Genomic DNA, 20,841 nt, shown 5'->3' with positions numbered 1-20,841 from the left:
AGTTCGTCCATGCGGATCCAATCCATGATGCGAATTTTTAGTGTAGGACTATTCTTAAATTGCAGTGAGCTTTTTTTTATTTGCTTACAGTTTGAAATGTTTAAGAAATAAACTTTTTGAGTATGATTTTACAGTTGGGATAGTTTTGTATAAGTCTGGTAGAAGATATGCTCGGCGACGGAGGCATTAGTAGCTAAAGTGCCACTACTCGTTGTCAGTGGTGAAGGGGCTCACTTTGCGGGACACTGTAAGTCTTGTCTCGTTGGAGTGGCTCATGATCGACAGCTCAGAGAAGTTCACCCGTCAAACCTTGCTCGATGTGCAGCCCGTGGCACCTCATTTGTTTACGTTGCGTACCACACGGGATCGCGGTTTTCGTTTTCGGGCGGGGCAGTTCGCCCGGCTCGGGGTCGCTAAAGCGGATGGCACCATCGTTTGGCGGGCATATTCCATGGTGTCTTCGCCGTTCGATGAATTCCTCGAGTTTTTTTCCATCGTGGTACCGGACGGCGAGTTCACCAGCGAACTGAGTCGGCTGCAGCCAGGCGACAGCCTGCTGGTTGATCGCCAGGCCTTTGGCTACCTGACGCTTGATCGTTTCGTTGACGGGCGCGATTTGTGGCTGCTGTCCACGGGAACGGGCGTCGCACCGTTCCTCTCGATTCTCCAGGATTTCGAAGCATGGGAAAAATTCGAGACGATCGTCCTGGTGTACAGCGTCCGCGAGGCACGGGAGCTGGCATATCAGGAGCTGATCAAAGGGTTGACCCAGCGCGACTACCTGGCCGGCTACGCCCACAAGTTTCGTTTCATCGCGACCGTCACCCGTGAACAGCATCCCGGTGCGCTCAGCGGACGAATCACGACACTGATCGAAAATGGCGAGTTGGAAAGGGCGGCTGACATCGAGCTGACGCCGGAACACTCGCGGGTGATGTTGTGCGGCAATCCGCAGATGATTGATGACACGCGCAAGCTGCTCAAGGCCAGGGGCCTGCAACTGAGTCTCAGCCGTCGGCCAGGTCAGGTGGCCGTGGAAAACTATTGGTAGAAAAGGCGCCTGTGGCGAGGAGATAAAAACCCACGCCACAGGCGGCGAAGCGTGAGTCAGGGCCTCTCGTTCTGGGCCTTGAGCAGGTCGCGAATTTCGCTCAGCAACAGTTCTTCCTTGGTCGGAACCGGTGGCGCGCTGGGAGCAACGGCTTCTTCGCGCTTGAGACGGTTGATGGCCTTGACGCCCATGAAAATGGCGAACGCCACAATGATGAAATCAATGGTGCTTTGAATGAATTTGCCATAGGCCAATACCACCGCCGGCGCATCGCCTTGTGCCGCCTTGAGTGTGATGGCCAGGTCGCTGAAGTCCACCCCGCCAATCAAAAGGCCGATCGGAGGCATGATGACGTCGCCAACGAAGGACGAAACGATTTTGCCGAAAGCAGCACCGATAATGATCCCGACGGCCATGTCGACGACATTGCCTTTGACCGCGAAGGCCTTGAACTCGTTAATCACGCCCATGAGTTGTTCCTTGTGACAGATGAAGTGGATGGTGGCAGTGTAAATCAGCCAAACGCGTCCTGCTCGAAACGCCTGCTTACAAAGCTTCAGTTATCGACTCGGGACAGGAGGAAAAGTTTACAAAGTGCCATCAATCGCGCGTGATACGCGGTCCCGAGCCGATTCCCTATAAGGATTTTTCTATCGGATCGGTGCGGCATTTCTATTTAGGTTTTTCTTTTTAGAGCACTAGCCTCTGCAAGGCGCACATGGATGCGCTCTATAACATCAGAGGAAACGCCTATGAACATTTCCCTTGGCGGCGGGACTTTTACCCCTCGCCGTGCTTTTTTTGTGCTCACCGCCAGCCTGTTGTCCTTGTCCGTCAACGCGGCCACCCTGACCCGCGATAACGGTGCGGCCGTGGGCGACAACCAGAACTCGCAAACAGCCGGTCCTAACGGGCCGACCTTGTTGCAAGACGTGCAACTGATCCAGAAACTCCAGCGCTTCGACCGCGAGCGCATCCCCGAGCGCGTGGTGCATGCACGAGGAACCGGTGCCCATGGCACATTTACAGTCACCGACGACCTCAGTGATCTGACCAAGGCCAAAGTCTTCGCCGCTGGCCAGGCCACGCCGGTGTTCGTGCGTTTTTCTGCTGTAGTGCATGGCAACCATTCGCCGGAAACCCTGCGTGACCCCCGTGGCTTTGCCACCAAGTTCTACACGGCCGAGGGTAACTGGGATCTGGTGGGTAACAACTTCCCGACCTTCTTCATTCGCGATGCCATCAAGTTTCCAGACATGGTCCATGCTTTCAAACCCGACCCTCGGACCAACTTGGATGATGACGCCCGCCGTTTCGATTTCTTTTCTCACGTGCCCGAAGCAACGCGCACGCTGACCGAGTTGTATTCCAATTCCGGCACGCCGGCCAGTTATCGTGAAATGGACGGTAACGGTGTGCATGCCTACAAGTTGGTGAATGCAAAGGGTGAAGTTCACTACGTAAAGTTTCATTGGAAAAGTTTGCAGGGCCTGAAAAATCTCGATCCGAAAGAAGTTGTGAAAGTTCAGGGGCAAGATTACAGCCATATGACTAACGATCTGGTGAGTCATATTAATAAGGGCGACTTCCCGAAATGGGACTTGTACGTTCAGGTGTTGAACCCGCAGGACCTTTCCACGTTTGATTTCGATCCTCTTGATGCGACAAAAATCTGGCCGGGTGTGCCTGAACGCAAAGTCGGGCAAATGGTTTTGAACCGTAACCCGGCGAATGTTTTCCAGGAAACCGAGCAAGTGGCGATGGCGCCGGCCAATCTTGTTCCGGGCATCGAGCCGTCGGAAGATCGACTGTTGCAGGGGCGGGTGTTCTCCTATGCCGATACGCAAATGTATCGAGTGGGACCCAACGCGCTTCAGTTGCCCATCAATGCGCCGAAGGTGGCGGTCAACAATGGCAACCAGGACGGCGCGATGAATTCGGGCGCCACCAGCACCAGCGTGAATTATCAGCCGAGCCGCCTGATGCCTCGCCAGGAACAGCCAACGGCACGCTACAGCCAGACCGCGCTGACTGGCAGTACCCAGCAGGCGAAGATCCAGCGTGAGCAGAACTTCAAGCAAGCCGGTGACCTGTACCGCTCGTTCAACCAGAAAGAGCGCAATGACCTGATCGAAAGCTTCGGCGGATCGCTGGCGACCACCGATGAGGAGAGCAAGCACATCATCCTGTCGTTCCTCTACAAGGCTGATCCTGAATACGGCACCGGTGTAGCCCGTGTCGCCAAAGGCGATCTGACCCGGGTCAAGGCGCTGGCGGAAAAACTCAGCGACTGATCCACAGCCTGGCACGTGCATAACCCGTGGGAGCAAAGCTTGCTCGCGAAGCAGGCGCTGCGGTCTGAAGCCAGACCGAGTCGTCTGCGTTGCGGGCAAGCCATGCTCCCACAGCCCTGCATCTACAGCCTTGCGCCAAGGAGACGTCATGCTGCGTAACTTCCTATTTTCGATGCTCGCAATCGGGTCGTTGAGCGTATGGGCCGATCAGCCCATGCCCACCGACCCGGTTGCTGTCCAAGAGCAGTTGCAAACTTATTACTTCGACGCCGCCCGCCGGGGCGACGTGCCGATGCTCGAGACCTTTATCGAGGCCGGTTACTCGCTCAACCGTCAGGACGAAAAGGGCTACACCGCGCTGATCCTGGCCGCTTACCACGGCCATGGCGCGGCGGTGGAGCGGCTGCTGGCCGCTGGCGCCGATGCCTGCACCCAGGACAACCGGGGCAACACGGCGCTGATGGGCGCCATTTTCAAGGGCCAAGTGCAGATCGCGCGCCGTTTGTTGTCCACCGATTGCAACCCGGACCAGCGCAACGGCGCCGGACAGACCGCAGCGATGTACGCCGGCCTGTTCAAGCGCGTCGAGTTGCTCGACGCCTTGGCGGCCAAAGGGGCGGACCTGCAGGCCCAGGATCCGCTGGGCAATACCGCGGCGAACCTGGCCAACGGTGAAATCAGAATGCCGGCCCCGCGCTGACCCCCGCGTGGGCTATCATCGCGGTTTTTATCCCGGAGTTCAGATGGCCAAGGCAAAGCGCATGTATGGCTGCACCGAGTGCGGCTCGACCTTTCCCAAATGGGCCGGCCAGTGCAGTGAGTGCGGTGCCTGGAACACCTTGACCGAAACCATGGTGGAGAGTGGCGGTGCCGCAGCCCCCACCGGTCGCACGGGGTGGGCCGGTCAGCAGGCGCAAATCAAGACCCTCGCCGAAGTCAGCGTCGAGGAAATTCCACGGTTTTCCACCGCGTCCGGCGAGCTGGACCGCGTATTGGGCGGTGGTCTGGTGGACGGTTCGGTCGTGCTGATTGGCGGGGACCCGGGCATCGGCAAGTCCACCATCCTGTTGCAAACCTTGTGCAACCTGGCCACGCGCATGCCGGCGCTGTACGTCACTGGCGAGGAATCTCAGCAGCAAGTCGCCATGCGCGCCCGGCGTCTGGGGCTGCCCCAGGATCAACTGCGGGTCATGACCGAGACGTGCATCGAAACCATCATCGCCACGGCCCGCCTGGAAAAACCCAAGGTCATGGTGATCGACTCGATCCAGACGATTTTCACCGAACAACTGCAATCGGCGCCGGGCGGCGTGTCACAGGTGCGTGAAAGCGCGGCGTTGCTGGTGCGGTATGCCAAGCAGAGCGGTACGGCGATTTTCCTGGTGGGGCACGTCACCAAGGAAGGCGCGCTGGCAGGCCCGCGGGTGCTGGAGCACATGGTGGATACCGTGTTGTATTTCGAGGGCGAATCCGACGGTCGCCTGCGTTTGTTGCGGGCAGTGAAGAATCGCTTTGGCGCCGTCAATGAATTGGGTGTGTTCGGCATGACCGACAGAGGCTTGAAAGAAGTCTCGAATCCTTCGGCGATTTTTCTCACGCGCGCCCAGGAAGAAGTGCCGGGCAGTGTGGTCATGGCGACCTGGGAAGGCACCCGACCGATGCTGGTGGAGGTTCAGGCGCTGGTGGATGACAGCCATTTGGCGAACCCGCGTCGGGTCACCTTGGGGCTGGATCAGAATCGGCTCGCCATGTTGCTGGCGGTCCTGCATCGACACGGTGGCATTCCTACCCACGATCAGGATGTTTTCCTCAACGTGGTGGGCGGCGTCAAAGTATTGGAAACCGCGTCTGACCTGGCGTTGATGGCGGCGGTCATGTCCAGCTTGCGCAATCGGCCGCTGCCCCATGATCTGCTGGTGTTCGGTGAAGTGGGGCTGTCGGGGGAAGTCCGGCCGGTGCCCAGCGGACAGGAGCGGCTCAAGGAGGCGGCCAAGCACGGTTTCAAACGCGCCATCGTGCCCAAGGGCAACGCGCCGAAGGAAGCGCCTGCCGGGTTGCAGATCATTGCCGTGACTCGCCTGGAACAGGCGCTGGATGCATTGTTCGAATAACTCCGAGGCCTGCTGCGTGGTGCAGGGTTATTCAAATATGTACCAACGCCGCCAATTCCCGCTCAAGCTCAGCCTGATCGGCGAGGTTCAACTCCACCAGCCGGCGCAGATGGGCGATGGAGTCCAGGTCGATATGCTCGCAGACAAAGCCCAGATGGCCATGGTCGTCGTGGGTCAACCGAACCTCCATCTGCACTTCCACGTCGTTGCTCAAGTGAATGTCGGCTACGAAAGTCTTCTCGGGATTGCCAAGCCAGGGCTCGGGCTTTTTGATCAGCAGGCCCTTGAGAGACAGGTCCAGCAGTTCGACCGGCCAAGTCAGTTTGTCCTCGTCCTTGCCCTGACTCAGCTCGGTTCGGGCATGGAACTCGATTCGTACGAAGCGGCGGCGTTCGCTCATTACGTATTCCTTTCTGAAGATTGATTGACTATAGACCCAACTGGCGCGCCGTCGTCACCGTTGGGCTGCTGGCAGACAAATGTCGGGGGTGGCCTTTGTTCTCGTTAGCGCTAAACTCCGATGGCTGTCTTTCTTGTCCACCCTGGCCGGAATATAAAAATGACAAATAATAATAGCCTGCTGCGCCACATACCCTGGCTACTGCTGGCCGTCTTGGGAGCGAGCGCCCTGGGCGTCGTGGCATTGCGTCGGGGAGAGGCGATCAACGCCCTCTGGATCGTCGTCGCAGCCGTGGCCATCTACCTGGTCGCCTACCGCTACTACAGCCTGTTCATCGCCAATAACGTGATGCAACTCGATGCGCGCCGGGCCACCCCCGCCGTGCTCAACAACGATGGCCTGGACTATGTCCCGACCAACAAACACATCCTGTTCGGCCACCACTTCGCGGCCATTGCCGGTGCGGGGCCGCTGGTCGGGCCGGTACTGGCGGCGCAGATGGGCTACCTGCCCGGTACGCTCTGGCTGATCGCCGGGGTGGTGCTGGCCGGTGCCGTGCAGGACTTCATGGTCCTGTTCCTGTCCACCCGTCGTAACGGTCGCTCCCTGGGCGACATGGTCCGCGAAGAGATGGGCCGCGTTCCCGGCACCATCGCGCTGTTCGGCTGCTTCCTGATCATGATCATCATCCTCGCGGTGCTGGCGCTGATCGTGGTCAAGGCCCTGGCCGAGAGCCCGTGGGGGATCTTCACGGTGATGGCGACCATCCCGATCGCGATGTTCATGGGCATCTACATGCGCTACATCCGCCCGGGCCGCATCGGTGAAATCTCCCTCATCGGCGTGCTGTTGCTGCTGGGTTCGATCTGGCTCGGCGGGCAAGTGGCCGCAGACCCGGTCTGGGCCGAGGCCTTCACCTTCACCGGCGTGCAAATCACCTGGATGCTGATCGGCTACGGTTTTGTTGCCGCGGTGTTGCCGATCTGGCTGATCCTGGCGCCGCGCGACTACCTGTCCACCTTCTTGAAGATCGGCACCATCGTCGCCCTGGCGATCGGCATCCTGGTCACCATGCCCGAGCTGAAAATGCCGGCACTGACCCAGTTCACCGACGGCACGGGCCCGGTGTGGAAGGGCGGATTGTTCCCGTTCCTGTTCATCACCATCGCCTGTGGCGCGGTTTCGGGTTTCCACGCGCTGATCTCTTCGGGCACCACGCCGAAGATGCTCGATAACGAAGTCAACGCCCGCTACATCGGTTACGGCGGCATGCTGATGGAGTCGTTCGTGGCCATCATGGCAATGGTCGCCGCTTCGGTGATCGAGCCGGGTGTGTACTTCGCCATGAACAGCCCGGCGGCGATCGTCGGCGGTGATGTGGTGAGCGTGGCGCAGACTGTCAGCAGCTGGGGCTTTGCAATCACCCCCGAAGCGCTGCAGGCGGTGGCCAATGACATCGGCGAGACCACCATCCTGGCCCGTGCCGGCGGTGCGCCGACCCTGGCGGTGGGGATCGCGCAGATCCTGCACTCGGTGTTGCCGGGTGAGAACACCATGGCGTTCTGGTACCACTTCGCAATCCTGTTCGAGGCGCTGTTCATCCTCACGGCGGTAGACGCCGGCACCCGTGCCGGGCGCTTCATGCTGCAGGACCTGCTGGGCTCGTTCGTCCCGGCCCTCAAGCGGACCGAATCCTGGGTTGCCAACCTGATCGCCACCGCCGGCTGTGTGGCGCTGTGGGGCTACCTGTTGTACCAGGGCGTGATCGATCCGCTGGGCGGCATCAACACCTTGTGGCCGCTGTTCGGCATCTCCAACCAGATGCTGGCCGGTATCGCCCTGATGCTCGGCACCGTGGTACTGATCAAGATGAAGCGCCAGCGCTACGTCTGGGTGACCATGCTGCCGGCGGTCTGGCTGCTGATCTGCACCACCACGGCGGGCCTGATCAAGCTGTTCGACGCCAACCCGGCGATCGGCTTCCTGGCCCTGGCGCGCAAATACAACGATGCCCTGGCCGCCGGCCAGATCCTGGCCCCGGCCAAGAGCATCGAGCAGATGCAGCACGTGGTGTACAACGCTTACACCAACGCAACGCTGACGGTGTTGTTCCTGCTGGTGGTCTTCAGCATCCTGTTCTACGCGCTCAAGGTCGGCATCGCTGCCTGGGGTCACAAGGAACGCACGGATAAAGAAGCGCCCTTCCAGGCCGTGCCGGACGCCTGAATCGAGGATTGCAACGATGTTCAATGACTTGAGTCGCCTCGGTAAATACCTCGGTCAGGCCGCCCGCCTGATGGTCGGCATGCCCGACTACGACAACTACGTCGAGCACATGCAAAGCAAACACCCGGACAAACCGTTGATGGACTACGAGGCGTTCTTCCGCGAACGCCAGGAAGCCCGATACGGTGGCAAGGCCGGGCCCAAGTGCTGTTGATCAACTGATTTCAGGTTGATGAGGTAACCCTGTGGGAGCGAGCTTGCTCGCGATGGCGTCGGGTCAGTTACGATGATGTTGACTGATCCACCGCCATCGCGAGCAGGCTCGCTCCCACAGTTGTTTTAGGATGGCCTCGGGATTTGCATATGCCACCGCTCCCACAGTTGTTTTGGGGGGATCTCAACATTTGCATACACCACCGATCCCCTTGTGGAAGCGAGCCTGCTCGCGAAGGCATCGCAACAGTTTGCCTCGCCTCCACATGGGGGCTGTGCTCTTCTTTTAATTTCGCAACAGGAGAATTACGTTGTCCTCTCCCATCCCGGTCACCATCCTCAGCGGCTTCCTCGGCGCCGGCAAGACCACGCTTTTGCGTCATTTGCTCAAGGCCGAGCACGGCCTGAAAATCGCCGTGATCGAGAATGAATTCAGCGATGCCGGCATCGACACCCAGCTATTGGGCGATGAGCCGGTGCAAGTCATGACCCTGACCAATGGCTGCGTGTGCTGCACCATTCACACTGACCTGACCAAAGCCCTGTACCTGCTACTCGAACGGCTGGACAGCGGCGAAATTGCCTTTGATCGCCTGGTGATCGAATGCACCGGTCTGGCCGATCCGGCCCCTGTGGCCCAGACATTTTTTATCGATGAGGACCTGCGCGAGCGCTACATCCTCGACGGTATCCTGACCCTGGTGGACGCCGCTCACGCCGAGATCCACCTGACCCAGGCCATTGCCCAGGCCCAAGTCGGGTTTGCCGACCGTCTGCTGCTGAGCAAGACCGATCTGGTGGACGCAGCCCATGTCCAAGCCCTTGGCGAACGACTGACGCGGATCAACCGACGGGCGCCGATCAGGGTGGTGGAGCACGGCAAGATCGATCTGGCCGAACTGCTCGACATCCGCGGCTTCAATCTCAACGCAGACCTGGGGGCGGGGTTCAGCCTGCGACCGGTGGGCAAGGCAAGCACCGGGGATCGCATAAGCAGCCTCGTGCTTCGCACCGACAAACCGCTGGATATCGACAAACTCAGCGAGTTCATGAACCAGTTGCTGGAGGAGCACGGCAAGCAGTTGCTGCGCTACAAGGGGGTACTGAGCATCGCTGGCGAATCCCGACGACTGGTGTTCCAGGGCGTACTCAAACTGTACGGTTTTGACTGGGACACCGAATGGGCGCCAGGCGAAGCACGGGAGAGCGTCATTGTGTTCATCGCCGACGAGTTGCCCGAAGAGAAGATCCGCGCAGGCTTCGAAGCCGCGCTACTTTGACGTCCCGGTGCCTGCGGCCATCAGCAGCTTTTGCTCAAGATGGTCCAGGTGCTCGCTCATCAGTTGCAACGCTTGATCAGCGTTGCCACGTTCTATCGCGTCTACGATCGCCAAATGCTCCTGCCAGGCGCAATGTCTGCGGGACTTGAGCTCATGCCGCGCCAGGGCCAGCGAGGTTAATGGCACGAGGCTGCCGAGAAACTGCGCCAACGGCGCATTCCCGGCCATGGTCGCCAATTGCAGGTGAAACTCGCCGGACAGGCGAATCGCCGGGCCGCGTTCGCCGCGATCCAGGCACTGGCGCTCGCGCTCTATCAGATCGCGTAGGCGCTGCAGGTCCTTGGGCTGCGGCGCCTTGCAGGCCAGGCGCACCAGGGTCTGTTCGGCCAGGCGCCGGGCATGCAGGATTTGCCGGGTCTGTTCCAGGTCCGGTGCCGCCACCTGGGGCCGATGGTTGGGCCGCAGGATCACCACTTGCTGGTGGGACAGGCGCGCCAGGACACGGCGAATGATGCTGCGACTGACACCGAACACATCCCCCAGGCTTTCCTCGGTGAAACGGCTGGCCGGAGCAATGCGTTGTTCGAGGATGGCGTCGAAGATCCGCGGGTAGATATCGTCCACCGACGGTTTGCCGGCCCGACCGGGCAGCGACAGGGACGCGAGCACGTTACGCTCAGGCTGATCCGGGTGGGGCATGAGGTTGTTCATGGCGGTCTCCGCAGGGTGTGGCTCAAGTGCCGAGGTTGTCGTCCGGAATGTTCAGTTCGATGCCCATGCGCTGGCCTTCCCTGAGGATATGCCGGCGCATTTCGGTGCTGGCCTGGGCGCTGTTCTTGGCGCGGATGGCGCGCACCACGGCTTCGTTTTCCTCCAGGCGTTCGGCCAGATGCTGGGGTGAATTGCGCAACACATCGGCGCTTTGCTTGAGCGCGTTGCTGGTCTGCTGGACCACGTTTTGAAAAATCGGGTTGGACGTCAAGGCAAACAGCTCTTCATGGAAGGCAATGTAGGCGTTGGCGCAAGCGTCGCTGTCGTTGGCCTCCAACGCTTCGCGCATGTCCATGAGGGTCAGGCGCAACTGGCCGACCTCCTTGCTGCTGATGGATTGCGCCACAAGGCCGACGATGAAAGGCTCCAGGGTGTAGCGCAGTTGCAGCACGTCCTCCAGGCTGGCGCCGGCCATGGCGCTGCCTTCATTGGCGGTGTCGGTGAAGTTGGCCTCCAGCACCACGACGCCCTTGCCGGGCATCGAACGCACCAGCCCCAGGGTTTCCAGGACAATCACCGCTTCGCGCAGGCTTGGTCGGCTGATGCCCAATTGCTCGGCCAGCTCGCGCTGGCCGGGCAGCATGTCGCCCGAGCGCCATTGGCCCCGAGCGAGGGCGGCACGTAGTTTCTCCACTACGGAATTGACGACGGTTGATGAACTGATCACTGGTGACTCCTCGAAAATCAATCAGGCGGTACCGGTTCGCGGGCCGGCACCGCAGTCTTTCAGAATTGCTGCTGATGGGCAGTGCCCACCGGTTTCCTGGATTGGAAGGTATAACCGTGTTGGCCGGACAGTACCTTGCGCGCCCGAGGGACATCGATGTCTTTTTCCCAGCGGGCAATCGCCACGGTGGCCACGCAGTTGCCAATCAGGTTGGTCAGGGCCCGGCCGATGCCCATGAACCAATCCACCGCCAGTACCAGCACCAGGCCAACCACCGGGATCGCCGGGACGGCCGTCAACGTGGCAGCCAGGATCACCAGCGCCGAGCCGGGAATCCCGTGGGCGCCCTTGGAGGTGATCAGTGACACCAGCAGGATGGTCAGCAAATCACTCATGGCCAGAGGTGTGCCGGTGGCGTTGGCAATGAACACAATCGCCAGGGTCAGATAGATCGAAAAACCGTCCAGATTGAACGAGTAGCCGGTCGGAATCACCAGGCCGACGGTGGAACTGCCGATCCCCAGGTGCTCAAGCTTGCGCATGATCTGTGGCAGCACGGCGTCGGAAGAGGCCGTACCGAGCACGATAAGCAGCTCTTCACGCAGGTATTTGAGAAACGGCAACATCGGCAGGCCCGAGACACGCATCACCAAGCCGAGGATCAGCGCAACGAAGGCGATGCAGGTCAGGTAGAACAGGCCCACCAGGCTGCCCAGGTGTTGCAGCGAGTCCAGGCCATATTTGCTGGTAGTGAAGGCGATGGCCCCGAAGACCCCAATGGGGGCCAGACGCACGATCATGCCCATGATGCGGAAGATCACGTGGCTGAGTTCGTTGATCAGCCGCGAGATGCCGGACGCTGCATCGCCCACCAGGTTCAGGGCGCTGCCAAACAGCACGGAGAACAACAACACTTGCAGAATGTTGTTTTCAGCGAAGGCCCCGAGCACCGAGGTTGGGATCAGGTTCATGAGGAACTGGGTGGTGGTGACCAGGTGCTCGCCACGCTGGGCGATATCCCCCATGTCCGCGCTGGAGAGTTGTTCCAGGTGGATGTTCGCACCACTGCCGATACCGGTGCTGAAGGCAAGCACCAGACCGATGACCAAGGCGATGGTGGTCAATACTTCGAAGTAGATGACCGACTTGAGGCCAATGCGCCCGACCTTCTTGAGGTCTCCGGCACCCGAGATACCGCTGACTACCACACAGAACACGATCAGGCCGATGAGCATCTTGATCAGCTTGATAAAGCCGTCGCCGAGGGGTTTGAGCTGTGCGGAGTATTCGGGAAGGGTCAGTCCACAGACGATGCCGAGCACCAATCCGAGGACAACTTGAAGGAAGATCGAACGCGAGCACCATTTGAGCATGGGAGGGATTCCTGGTTCGGTGTCCTTTTCGCCGTCAATAGAGCTGTTGGCGTCAGGACTTCATTATTGTGGTCTTACCGGTTTGTCCAGTGCAGGCGCAGTCTAGGCCCTGTTTTCGCTGCTGCGCAAGCTGATCTGTAGAGATTTGGCATGACCGGTCTTACCAGTTAGGCCGGAACCCTTGTGCTTGAGCCGTTTGTTGCAGTGAAAAAATGTGGGTGGCAAGCAGTGCGCCACAGCTCCCTGTGGCGAGGGATCAGCCCACTCGCCACAAAGATATCGACATGTTCTTTAAAGAACACTCAGGATGAATGTCACTTTCGATTTTTCTTCTGTCTCGGCGAGATAAATATAAGGCGAGCCTCGAACTTTCAATCCGCCGATATATTTTTTATTTTTTGTCATGAACGAGACAGGTAAATGCGGCGTGGAAATATTCTGCCGGGTGATGGCGTTGTTCTGATGATCAACGAGGGTAAAGAGCATCGGATCATCCGTGCCGGAGTCCTGTGCGCCGAGAACCTCAAGCCAGCGTTTACCGATAAGTTTGTTTTCATGTTCCCCTGTGTTTTTAATGACCAGGTTGTAGCCGTTCGGGGTGTGTCGCAAATGCAATTTCAATGGGTTGCTGGATTGACCCTGATTTTTGGGGCGCATGCCGAGCAGGCTGGAGTGGTCATGGGTTTGCGGGCGGCCGGTGAAGAAGCCGCCGCTGAATAAACTCACGGTGGCCATCGCGGGTTTGCCATGAAGTATTTCAAGCAGGTTGACGTGGTTGTCAAACATTCGAAGTGTGGCGTTAAAAGATTGATCACGGTCCATGTGATTCGACTCCTCGTTGGGTTTATGAAGTGTGCAGTTATGGAGCGATATTATTGATTTATTAGCTGTCGGTGGTGGTGTGTGTATTGCAAGACATTAGATAAGCGTGGGGGTTAGTTATTTGGGGTAATTGTTTGCGCCCATGAAAAAGGCCCCCATCTTTCAATGGAGGCCTTTCTTACTGAGGTGTAACGGGCTGATTAAGCACCGTATACCGGCAGCTTTTTGCAGATCGCCTTGACCTTCTCGCGAACGGCGTCGATCACCGCTTCGTTGTTCAGGTCCGCCAGGATGTCGCAGATCCAGCCAGCCAGCTCCTTGCACTCGGCTTCTTTGAAACCACGAGTGGTCACGGCCGGGGTGCCAAAGCGCAGGCCGGAGGTGACGAACGGGGAGCGTGGGTCATTGGGCACCGAGTTCTTGTTCACGGTGATGAACGCCTTGCCCAGCGCTGCGTCGGCGTCTTTGCCGGAGATGTCCTGTTTGATCAGCGACAGCAGGAACAGGTGGTTCTCGGTCCCGCCGGATACTACGTCGAAGCCACGCTCGATGAATACGCCGGCCATGGCCTTGGCGTTTTTCACCACTTGTTGCTGGTAAGCCTTGAACTCAGGCTGCAGCGCTTCCTTGAAGCAGATCGCCTTGGCGGCGATCACGTGTTCCAGCGGGCCACCCTGGGCGCCCGGGAATACGGCGGAGTTGAGCTTTTTCTCGATGTCGGCGTTGGCACGAGCCAGGATCAGGCCACCACGTGGACCGCGCAGGGTCTTGTGGGTGGTGGTGGTGACGACGTCGGCGAATGGCACGGGGTTGGGGTAGACGCCAGCGGCAACCAGGCCCGCAACGTGCGCCATGTCCACGAACAGGTAGGCACCGACCTTGTCGGCGATTTCGCGGAAACGTGGGAAGTCGAGGATCTGCGAGTAGGCGGAGAAACCGGCCACGATCATTTTCGGCTTGTGCTCGAGTGCCAGGCGCTCGACTTCGTCGTAGTCGATCAGGCCATTGCCGTCGATGCCGTACTGGATGGCGTTGTACAGCTTGCCCGAGGACGAAACGCTGGCGCCGTGGGTCAGGTGACCGCCGTGGGCCAGGCTCATGCCCAGAATGGTGTCACCGGCCGACAGCAGCGCCAGGTAGACAGCGGCGTTGGCCTGGGAACCGGCGTGAGGCTGGACGTTGGCATAGTCGGCACCGAACAGTTCCTTGGCGCGGTCGATGGCCAGTTGCTCGACCACGTCGACGAACTCGCAACCACCGTAGTAGCGCTTGCCTGGATAGCCTTCGGCGTACTTGTTGGTCAGTACCGAGCCTTGAGCTTCCATCACCGCGGGGCTGGTGTAGTTTTCCGAAGCGATCAGCTCAATGTGCTCTTCCTGGCGCTGAGCTTCTTGCTCCATGGCGGCAAAGAGATCGGCGTCGTACTTGGCAATAGTCAAATCACGGCTGAACATGGCGGTCCTCAAGGATCGGGGGCAGAAAAGGGGGGCATTCTAACCCAACCGGTTTTGGAAGGCATATGAAAGGACGTCATGTCGCGGACGAATGGGATTCACGCTGCCTGTACTGGCCTCATCGCGAGCAGGCTCGCTCCCACAGGGGGGCTGTGGTGTATGTCTATTCCAAGGACAGCCAAAAACAAGTGTGGGAGCGAGCCTGCTCGCGATGAGGCCCGCCCGGCCAGCACAAGCTTTCAGTCGAGCATGAACAGCGCATCATTGCTGAACTGCGCCTCAAACCGGTTGGCCGGCATCGGCCGGCCGAACAGGTAGCCCTGGACTTCATCGCAGCCGTGCTCGCGCAGAAAGTCCAGTTGCTCGTGGGTTTCGACCCCTTCGGCAATCACCGCCAGGTTGAGGCTGTGGGCCATGGCGATGATCGCCCGGGCGATCTGGGCGTCCTGTTCGCCGGATGGCAGGCCATCGACAAAGGTGCGGTCGATTTTCAACACGTCGATGGGGAATTGCTTGAGGTAGTTGAGGGACGAATAACCGGTGCCGAAGTCATCCACGGCGATGCTCAGGCCCAGGTTTTTCAGCCCGGCCAGGATCTGCATCGCCTCGCTGACTTCACGCATCAGGATGCTTTCGGTCAGTTCCAGTTCCAGACAGGCCGGCGGCAGGCCGGTGCTACGCAGGATGTTGGCGATGCGCGTGCCGAGCTGGCCATCGGAGAACTGCCGGGCCGAAATGTTGACCGAGACTTTCGGCACCCGGACCTTGGCCTGGTGCCAGGTCTTGAGCTGCCGAGAGGCTTCGCTGATCACCCAGTCACCGACGTCCACCACCAACCCGAGCTCTTCGAGGACCGGGATGAAGTCCCCTGGCGGCACCAGCCCGCGTCGTGGATGGCGCCAGCGCAGCAAGGCCTCGGCGCCGGTCAGGCGTTTGCCGTCGCCGCTGAACTGTGGCTGGTAATACAGCACGAACTCGTTCTGCTCCAGGGCGTGGCGCAGGTCGCTTTCCAGCTCCAGTCGTTCCAAGGCGCTGGCGTTCATGTCGGCCTGGTAGAACTGGAAGTTGTTCTTGCCGCGCTCCTTGGCGTGATACATGGCCGTGTCGGCGTTCTTCATCAGCTGACTCAGCTCGTTGCCGTCCTGAGGGCTCAGGGCGATACCGATGCTGGCGGTGACGAAGAACTCCCGACCTTCCAGTACGAACGGTCGGACCAGGCTGGCGAGGATCTGCTCGGCCACGTTGATCGCCCGGTTGAGCGCCATTTCGCGGCTGGAACGCGGTTGCAGCAGCAGGGTGAATTCGTCGCCGCCCATGCGCGCCACGGTGTCGTCGTCGGCCACGCAGCCGAGCAGCCGCGTGGCCATTTCCTTGAGCATCCGGTCGCCGGCGGCGTGGCCCAGGGAGTCGTTGATCGGCTTGAAGCGGTCCAGGTCGAGGAACATCAGCACGACCCAGTTTTTCTGGCGCTCGGCCGATTGCAGCGCGGTGTGCAGGCGATCCTGAAACAGCGTGCGGTTGGGCAGGTGGGTCAACGCGTCGTAGTAGGCCAGGCGATGGATGCGCTGTTCGCTGGCCTTGCGTTCGCTGATGTCGCTGAAGAAGCACACGTAGCTGGCCAGGTCGCCTTCATCGTCCAGCACCGCCGTAATGCCGACCCAGGCCGGATAGTGCTCGCCATTGCGGCGCTTGAGCCAGACCTCGCCTTCCCACGTGCTGTGTTGCTGCAACTGCTTGAGCACGTAGCGCAGGTGGGCTTCCTGCTGCTCGTCCACGGTCAGCATGTTGGGCAACTGGTCCAGCACCTGCGACACCGCATACCCGCTGACGCGGCTGAAGGCTTCGTTGGCCTGGACAATGTAACCGGCCGGGTCGGTGATCAGGATCGCCGAGGTCGAATGCTCGAATACCGTGGCGGCCATGCGCAGGTCTTTTTCGGCGCGTCGTTGCTGGCTGATATCGCGGCCCACGCCCAGCACGCCTTCGAACGCGCCGTGCTCATCCCACACCAGTACCAGCCGCAGCTCGATGGGGATCTTGCGCCCGTCGGCGCGCAGGCAGTCGAACAGAAACAGCTGGGTCTGCATCTGGTTGCGCAACTCGGCCAGTTGCTCAGGCTTGTCGAGGGCTTTGCTGACCCGATCCATCAAGGTGTAGATGCCGGTCAGTTGTTGCGGGTTGGCGATGGTCGATTGCCAGCCGTTCTGGAATATCCAGTCAGCGCTGTAGCCCAGCACTGCTTGCACCGAGGGGCTGACGTAGTTGAGCGAAAGCTTGCTGTTGGTGGAGAAAATCACGTCGCTGATGCTTTCGGCGAGCATCCGGTAGCGTTGTTCGCTGTCGCGCAGCGATTCGCTGGCTTCGATCTGTTCGGTGATGTCCTTGGCTACGCCGATGATCCGTGTCACCTGATCGTGCCGGTCCCGGGCCAGGGCTTGTTCGCGAATGTCGAAGCGCCGCCATTTGCCATTGCGATGGCGAAAGCGCAGCTGGCATTGCAGCAGTTGCGCATACCCGGCCTGGCGTTGTGCCTGGCGCAAGTTGTGATAGTGGTCGGCGTCTTCGCTGTGCAGCAGGATTTCCCAGAAGTATTCGCCCATCTGGTGCAGTTCGGTGCGGTCGTACCCCAGGGTCTGTCCCAGGTGATGGTTGCTGAAGATCATCCGCTGGCTGATCACGTCTTGCACATAGAGATGGTCCGGTACGGTGCGCACCACGTCGGACCAGAAGCCTTCGCGTTCGAGCAGCGACAGTTCGATCAGCTTGCGGCTGGTAATGTCGCTGATGCTCAGGATGACGGCGTTGTAGTCCTGCTGTTTTTCCGGCAGACGCAGCACCAGCCATAGGTGCTGATCACGGCCATGGGCGTCCTGCAGCTTGATTTCCAGCTCCAACTGCTTGTGCTGGTCGAGCAGCGCTTCGAGCAGCTTCGAACCCACCGGGTTGTTGTCCTGGGCAGCATTGCCGACCAGCAGTTGCCAGGCCCGCTCGCAGGAGTTGACGTTGAGCAGCTTCAACGCCATCTGATTGACCTCGGTGACGTGAACTTCCTGCTGCAGTTGTTCAAGCTGGTGAGGGATGGCCAACCAGGCGCGCAACTGGTCGCCGTTGCGCAGGCCGGTCCTTTCAAAAAATGCCTTGAGGCTCGACAGGTCAAGCACGCAGAGCGCGACGCCGGTGCCTTCGAAAATATCCTGGTAGCGTCGGCGGCCCTCGTGCAACTGACGCTGGCGACGGCGCATGCTCAAGAGCGCGATCACCGGCAGCATTGAAAACGCCAGGCCTAGCAGGCATTTGCCGATGAAGGCCGGCAGCAATTGCTCCAGCACCTGGCGTCGGTCGAACAGTCCACGCAATTGCCAGTCGCTGCTGCTCAGGGGCACGGTCAGCACGGTGTTGCTCAGATCATCCGGGGACAGCCGGGTAGGGCTGGCCGAGGGCAGGCTTTCGTCCCGGCTGATGATTTGCTGGTTGAGGCGGTTTTCCACCAGCCACAGTGGGCGCATGCCTGTATCGGCCTGCTTGGTCAGGGTCGAGAAGAAGGTTGGGGTCAGGCGCAGCGCCCAATAGCTGCGGCTGCTGCCGCTGGCCTGGTGCAACAACAGATGCACCACGGAGCCGTCGTCGGCATTGCTGAAATAGTGCGCCTGGGCCCGACTGCGCCGTACCAGCTCTGCCAGGTAATCGGCATCGTGGCTGGCAGGATCACTGTCGCTGAGCACCCGGCCGGAAGGGCTCAGCAACGCCAGGCTGCGTAGCTCGGGCAACGATTGCTGGAGTTTGCGCAACAGGGCCTGCTGTTCGTCGGCGCTCTGCGGTTGTTCGACGATCGGTAGCAGGTTGAGGGCGATCTGCGCATTCAAGGCCATGTTCAGGCTGACTTGCGCGGCCAGGTCGGCGGTGTAATCGATGGTGTACTGGCGCTGTTGCTGCTGGGTTTCGCGCAATTGATCAAGCAACTGCCAGAAGAGCAATCCAAGCAGCAAGAGCACCAGTGTGGCCAGCGCGCCCTTCAATGTCCCGCGCAGGGGCGAGCCGCTCGCAGCAGTCGGTGCGCGTGGGGACAGGGTCGGCGTGACGTTGGACAAGCTGTAATCCTGCAGTTTGCTGGACTGGCGCGACGTGCACTATAAGCCGGACGCCCAAAGGGCGGCTAGCATGCCTTGACTTGTGGCAAAGTGCCAGCCCCTGGTGGCTGGACCTTGACCGATGGTTGAGGTAGCTTTGCCGGTCAAACAAGAGCGCGCAAGCTCCGATCCCCAGGCTTTATCTGCCCGCCGGCATTGATAACCGTCAAGCGCCGGCGCCGCGCATGGCCTGGCTCGTTCTTTTCACCTGTCACTGACGCTAGGTTCACCATGGCTCAATACGTCTTCACCATGCATCGGCTGAGCAAAGTTGTTCCGCCGAAGCGGGAAATCCTGAAAAACATTTCACTGTCGTTCTTCCCCGGGGCCAAGATCGGCGTACTGGGCCTCAACGGTTCGGGTAAGTCCACGCTGCTGAAAATCATGGCCGGTGTCGACAACGAGTTCGACGGTGAAGCCCGTCCGATGCCCGACTTGAACATCGGTTACCTGCCTCAAGAGCCTCAGCTGGATCCGACCAAGACCGTACGGGAAGTGGTCGAGGAGGCGGTCAGCGTGATCAAGGATGCCCAGGCGCGCCTGGACGAGGTCTACGCGGCCTACGCCGAACCGGATGCCGACTTCGACAAGCTGGCCGCCGAACAGGCCAAGCTCGAAGCGATCCTGCAGGCCAGCGATGGCCATAACCTGGATCGCCAGCTGGAAGTCGCCGCCGATGCGCTGCGCCTGCCGGCCTGGGATGCCAAGGTTGAACACCTCTCTGGTGGTGAAAAGCGTCGTGTGGCTCTGTGCCGCCTGCTGCTGTCGGCGCCGGACATGCTGTTGCTCGACGAGCCAACCAACCACCTGGACGCCGATTCTGTCGCCTGGCTCGAACACTTCCTGCACGATTTCCCGGGCACTGTGGTCGCGATCACGCACGACCGTTACTTCCTGGACAACGTCGCCGGCTGGATCCTGGAACTGGACCGCGGCGCGGGTATTCCTTACGAAGGCAACTACTCGGGCTGGCTTGAAGCCAAGTCCGATCGTCTGGCCCAGGAATCCAAGCAGCAGTCGGCCCATGAAAAAGCCATGAAGGAAGAACTGGAGTGGGTGCGCAAAGGCGCCAAGGCCCGCCAGTCCAAATCCAAGGCACGTCTGCAACGCTTCGAGGAAATGCAGTCCCAGGAATTCCAGAAGCGCAGTGAAACCAACGAGATCTACATCCCGGCCGGTCCGCGCCTGGGCGACAAGGTCATCGAATTCAAGAACGTCACCAAGGGCTATGGCGACCGCGTGCTGATCGACAATCTGTCGTTCGCCATGCCCAAAGGCGCCATTGTCGGTGTGATCGGTGGTAACGGTGCGGGTAAATCCACGCTGTTCCGCATGCTGATGGGCAAGGAAACACCGGATTCGGGCACCATCGAAATCGGCGAAACCGTGCAGCTGGCCTGTGTCGACCAGAGCCGCGAAGACCTGGACGGCAGCAAGACCGTGTTCCAGCAGATCTCCGACGGTTCCGACCAGATCCGCATCGGCAACTATGAAATTCCGTCGCGCACCTACGTGGGGCGCTTCAACTTCAAGGGCGGCGACCAGCAGAAGTTCGTCAAGGACCTGTCCGGTGGTGAACGCGGTCGCTTGCACTTGGCGTTGACCTTGAAGGAGGGCGGCAACGTCCTGCTGCTCGACGAACCGTCCAACGACCTCGACGTCGAAACCCTGCGTTCCCTGGAAGAAGCCCTGCTGGACTTCCCGGGCGCAGCGATTGTGATCTCCCACGACCGGTGGTTCCTCGACCGTGTGGCGACCCACATCCTGGCGTACGAAGACGACTCGCAAGCGGTGTTCTTCGAAGGCAACTACACCGAGTATGAGGCCGATCGCAAGAAACGCCTGGGCGAAGCCGCTGCCCAGCCGCACCGCGTAAGGCACAAGAAGCTGGCCTGATTCGGCCGGCGACCGAGCGACAAACCCTGTGGGAGCGAGCCTGCTCGCGATAGCGGTGGATCAGCCAGCGTAAGTTGCCTGACCCGCCGCCATCGCGAGCAGGCTCGCTCCCACACTGGTTTGGGTCAGCCACAAGCTGCACGGTGGGGCTCGCTC

16 protein-coding genes are annotated in these 20,841 nt (G+C 60.1%); 8 read left to right on the top strand and 8 right to left on the bottom strand.

The window, feature by feature from the left end; all coding sequences use genetic code 11:
* Window positions 1–274: 274 nt before the first annotated feature.
* Window positions 275–1,051, top strand: coding sequence for a ferredoxin--NADP reductase (locus HQ912_RS24735; protein WP_076386408.1), 777 nt, complete (start codon window positions 275–277; stop codon window positions 1,049–1,051).
* Between the two features lie 56 nt (window positions 1,052–1,107).
* On the opposite strand, the gene mscL is transcribed toward HQ912_RS24735, so the two are convergent.
* Window positions 1,108–1,521, bottom strand: coding sequence for a large-conductance mechanosensitive channel protein MscL (mscL, locus tag HQ912_RS24730; RefSeq protein ID WP_047229580.1), 414 nt, complete (start codon window positions 1,519–1,521; stop codon window positions 1,108–1,110).
* Window positions 1,522–1,803: 282 nt separating this feature from the next.
* Between mscL and katB the strand changes: the two genes are divergently transcribed.
* The 3 genes from katB to radA all read left to right on the top strand — a co-directional run bounded on the left by katB (window position 1,804) and on the right by radA (window position 5,456).
* Window positions 1,804–3,345, top strand: coding sequence for a catalase KatB (katB, locus tag HQ912_RS24725; RefSeq protein WP_173407400.1), 1,542 nt, complete (start codon window positions 1,804–1,806; stop codon window positions 3,343–3,345).
* Window positions 3,346–3,493: 148 nt separating this feature from the next.
* The gene (locus tag HQ912_RS24720) at window positions 3,494–4,045 is read left to right on the top strand and encodes an ankyrin repeat domain-containing protein (RefSeq protein WP_372241376.1); all 552 of its coding nucleotides are present in this window, start codon (window positions 3,494–3,496) and stop codon (window positions 4,043–4,045) included.
* Window positions 4,046–4,088: 43 nt separating this feature from the next.
* A complete protein-coding gene (radA, locus tag HQ912_RS24715; protein ID WP_030140305.1) occupies window positions 4,089–5,456 on the top strand; it encodes a DNA repair protein RadA in 1,368 nt (455 codons plus the stop codon).
* Between the two features lie 31 nt (window positions 5,457–5,487).
* Here radA and HQ912_RS24710 read toward each other — a convergent pair whose 3' ends face one another.
* The gene (locus HQ912_RS24710) at window positions 5,488–5,856 is read right to left on the bottom strand and encodes a PilZ domain-containing protein (RefSeq protein ID WP_107322961.1); all 369 of its coding nucleotides are present in this window, start codon (window positions 5,854–5,856) and stop codon (window positions 5,488–5,490) included.
* Between the two features lie 159 nt (window positions 5,857–6,015).
* On the opposite strand from HQ912_RS24710, the gene HQ912_RS24705 reads away from it, so the two are divergent.
* From HQ912_RS24705 to yjiA, 3 genes are all read left to right on the top strand, one after another.
* Window positions 6,016–8,082 (top strand): carbon starvation CstA family protein, encoded by a 2,067-nt coding sequence (locus HQ912_RS24705; protein ID WP_076386404.1) that lies wholly within the window; start codon window positions 6,016–6,018, stop codon window positions 8,080–8,082.
* A 16-nt stretch (window positions 8,083–8,098) separates the two neighbouring features.
* Window positions 8,099–8,296 (top strand): YbdD/YjiX family protein, encoded by a 198-nt coding sequence (locus HQ912_RS24700; RefSeq protein WP_047230563.1) that lies wholly within the window; start codon window positions 8,099–8,101, stop codon window positions 8,294–8,296.
* Between the two features lie 310 nt (window positions 8,297–8,606).
* The gene (gene yjiA, locus HQ912_RS24695; RefSeq protein WP_173407399.1) at window positions 8,607–9,575 is read left to right on the top strand and encodes a GTPase; all 969 of its coding nucleotides are present in this window, start codon (window positions 8,607–8,609) and stop codon (window positions 9,573–9,575) included.
* On the opposite strand, the gene HQ912_RS24690 is transcribed toward yjiA, so the two are convergent.
* The 6 genes from HQ912_RS24690 to HQ912_RS24665 all read right to left on the bottom strand — a co-directional run bounded on the left by HQ912_RS24690 (window position 9,567) and on the right by HQ912_RS24665 (window position 18,750).
* On the bottom strand, window positions 9,567–10,286 hold the full coding sequence (locus tag HQ912_RS24690) for a GntR family transcriptional regulator (RefSeq protein WP_173407398.1): 720 nt from the start codon (window positions 10,284–10,286) through the stop codon (window positions 9,567–9,569). The genes yjiA and HQ912_RS24690 overlap by 9 nt on opposite strands.
* Before the next feature lie 22 nt (window positions 10,287–10,308).
* Window positions 10,309–11,013, bottom strand: coding sequence for a FadR/GntR family transcriptional regulator (locus tag HQ912_RS24685; RefSeq protein ID WP_047230147.1), 705 nt, complete (start codon window positions 11,011–11,013; stop codon window positions 10,309–10,311).
* A 59-nt stretch (window positions 11,014–11,072) separates the two neighbouring features.
* Complete coding sequence (locus HQ912_RS24680) at window positions 11,073–12,386, bottom strand: C4-dicarboxylate transporter DctA (RefSeq protein WP_076386402.1); 1,314 nt, start codon at window positions 12,384–12,386, stop codon at window positions 11,073–11,075.
* Window positions 12,387–12,677: 291 nt separating this feature from the next.
* On the bottom strand, window positions 12,678–13,208 hold the full coding sequence (locus tag HQ912_RS24675) for a hypothetical protein (RefSeq protein WP_047230149.1): 531 nt from the start codon (window positions 13,206–13,208) through the stop codon (window positions 12,678–12,680).
* A 200-nt stretch (window positions 13,209–13,408) separates the two neighbouring features.
* Window positions 13,409–14,662 carry a serine hydroxymethyltransferase gene (glyA, locus tag HQ912_RS24670; RefSeq protein ID WP_047230150.1) on the bottom strand — a complete coding sequence of 418 codons (1,254 nt, stop codon included), beginning with the start codon at window positions 14,660–14,662 and terminating at the stop codon, window positions 13,409–13,411.
* Window positions 14,663–14,901: 239 nt separating this feature from the next.
* Entirely contained in the window at window positions 14,902–18,750 is a 3,849-nt protein-coding gene (locus tag HQ912_RS24665; RefSeq protein WP_047230151.1) for an EAL domain-containing protein, read from the bottom strand.
* 270 nt (window positions 18,751–19,020) lie between these two features.
* Between HQ912_RS24665 and ettA the strand changes: the two genes are divergently transcribed.
* Window positions 19,021–20,685 carry an energy-dependent translational throttle protein EttA gene (ettA, locus tag HQ912_RS24660; protein ID WP_047230152.1) on the top strand — a complete coding sequence of 555 codons (1,665 nt, stop codon included), beginning with the start codon at window positions 19,021–19,023 and terminating at the stop codon, window positions 20,683–20,685.
* Window positions 20,686–20,841 lie beyond the last annotated feature (156 nt).

Source organism: Pseudomonas sp. MPDS, from assembly GCF_013283895.1.
GTDB lineage: Bacteria > Pseudomonadota > Gammaproteobacteria > Pseudomonadales > Pseudomonadaceae > Aquipseudomonas > Aquipseudomonas rhizophila.
The sequence above is the reverse complement of the archived record's forward strand: the minus strand, read 5'-3'. Positions and strand labels throughout refer to the sequence as shown.

Coding starts and splice junctions, on each gene's coding strand:
- HQ912_RS24705 (WP_076386404.1), top strand. CDS start 6,016: ATGACAAATAATAATAGCCTGCTGCGCCACATACCCTGGCTACTGCTG.
- mscL (WP_047229580.1), bottom strand. CDS start 1,521: ATGGGCGTGATTAACGAGTTCAAGGCCTTCGCGGTCAAAGGCAATGTC.
- HQ912_RS24735 (WP_076386408.1), top strand. CDS start 275: ATGATCGACAGCTCAGAGAAGTTCACCCGTCAAACCTTGCTCGATGTG.
- HQ912_RS24680 (WP_076386402.1), bottom strand. CDS start 12,386: ATGCTCAAATGGTGCTCGCGTTCGATCTTCCTTCAAGTTGTCCTCGGA.
- katB (WP_173407400.1), top strand. CDS start 1,804: ATGAACATTTCCCTTGGCGGCGGGACTTTTACCCCTCGCCGTGCTTTT.
- glyA (WP_047230150.1), bottom strand. CDS start 14,662: ATGTTCAGCCGTGATTTGACTATTGCCAAGTACGACGCCGATCTCTTT.
- HQ912_RS24700 (WP_047230563.1), top strand. CDS start 8,099: ATGTTCAATGACTTGAGTCGCCTCGGTAAATACCTCGGTCAGGCCGCC.
- ettA (WP_047230152.1), top strand. CDS start 19,021: ATGGCTCAATACGTCTTCACCATGCATCGGCTGAGCAAAGTTGTTCCG.
- HQ912_RS24720 (WP_372241376.1), top strand. CDS start 3,494: ATGCTGCGTAACTTCCTATTTTCGATGCTCGCAATCGGGTCGTTGAGC.
- HQ912_RS24710 (WP_107322961.1), bottom strand. CDS start 5,856: ATGAGCGAACGCCGCCGCTTCGTACGAATCGAGTTCCATGCCCGAACC.
- HQ912_RS24675 (WP_047230149.1), bottom strand. CDS start 13,208: ATGGACCGTGATCAATCTTTTAACGCCACACTTCGAATGTTTGACAAC.
- HQ912_RS24690 (WP_173407398.1), bottom strand. CDS start 10,286: ATGAACAACCTCATGCCCCACCCGGATCAGCCTGAGCGTAACGTGCTC.
- radA (WP_030140305.1), top strand. CDS start 4,089: ATGGCCAAGGCAAAGCGCATGTATGGCTGCACCGAGTGCGGCTCGACC.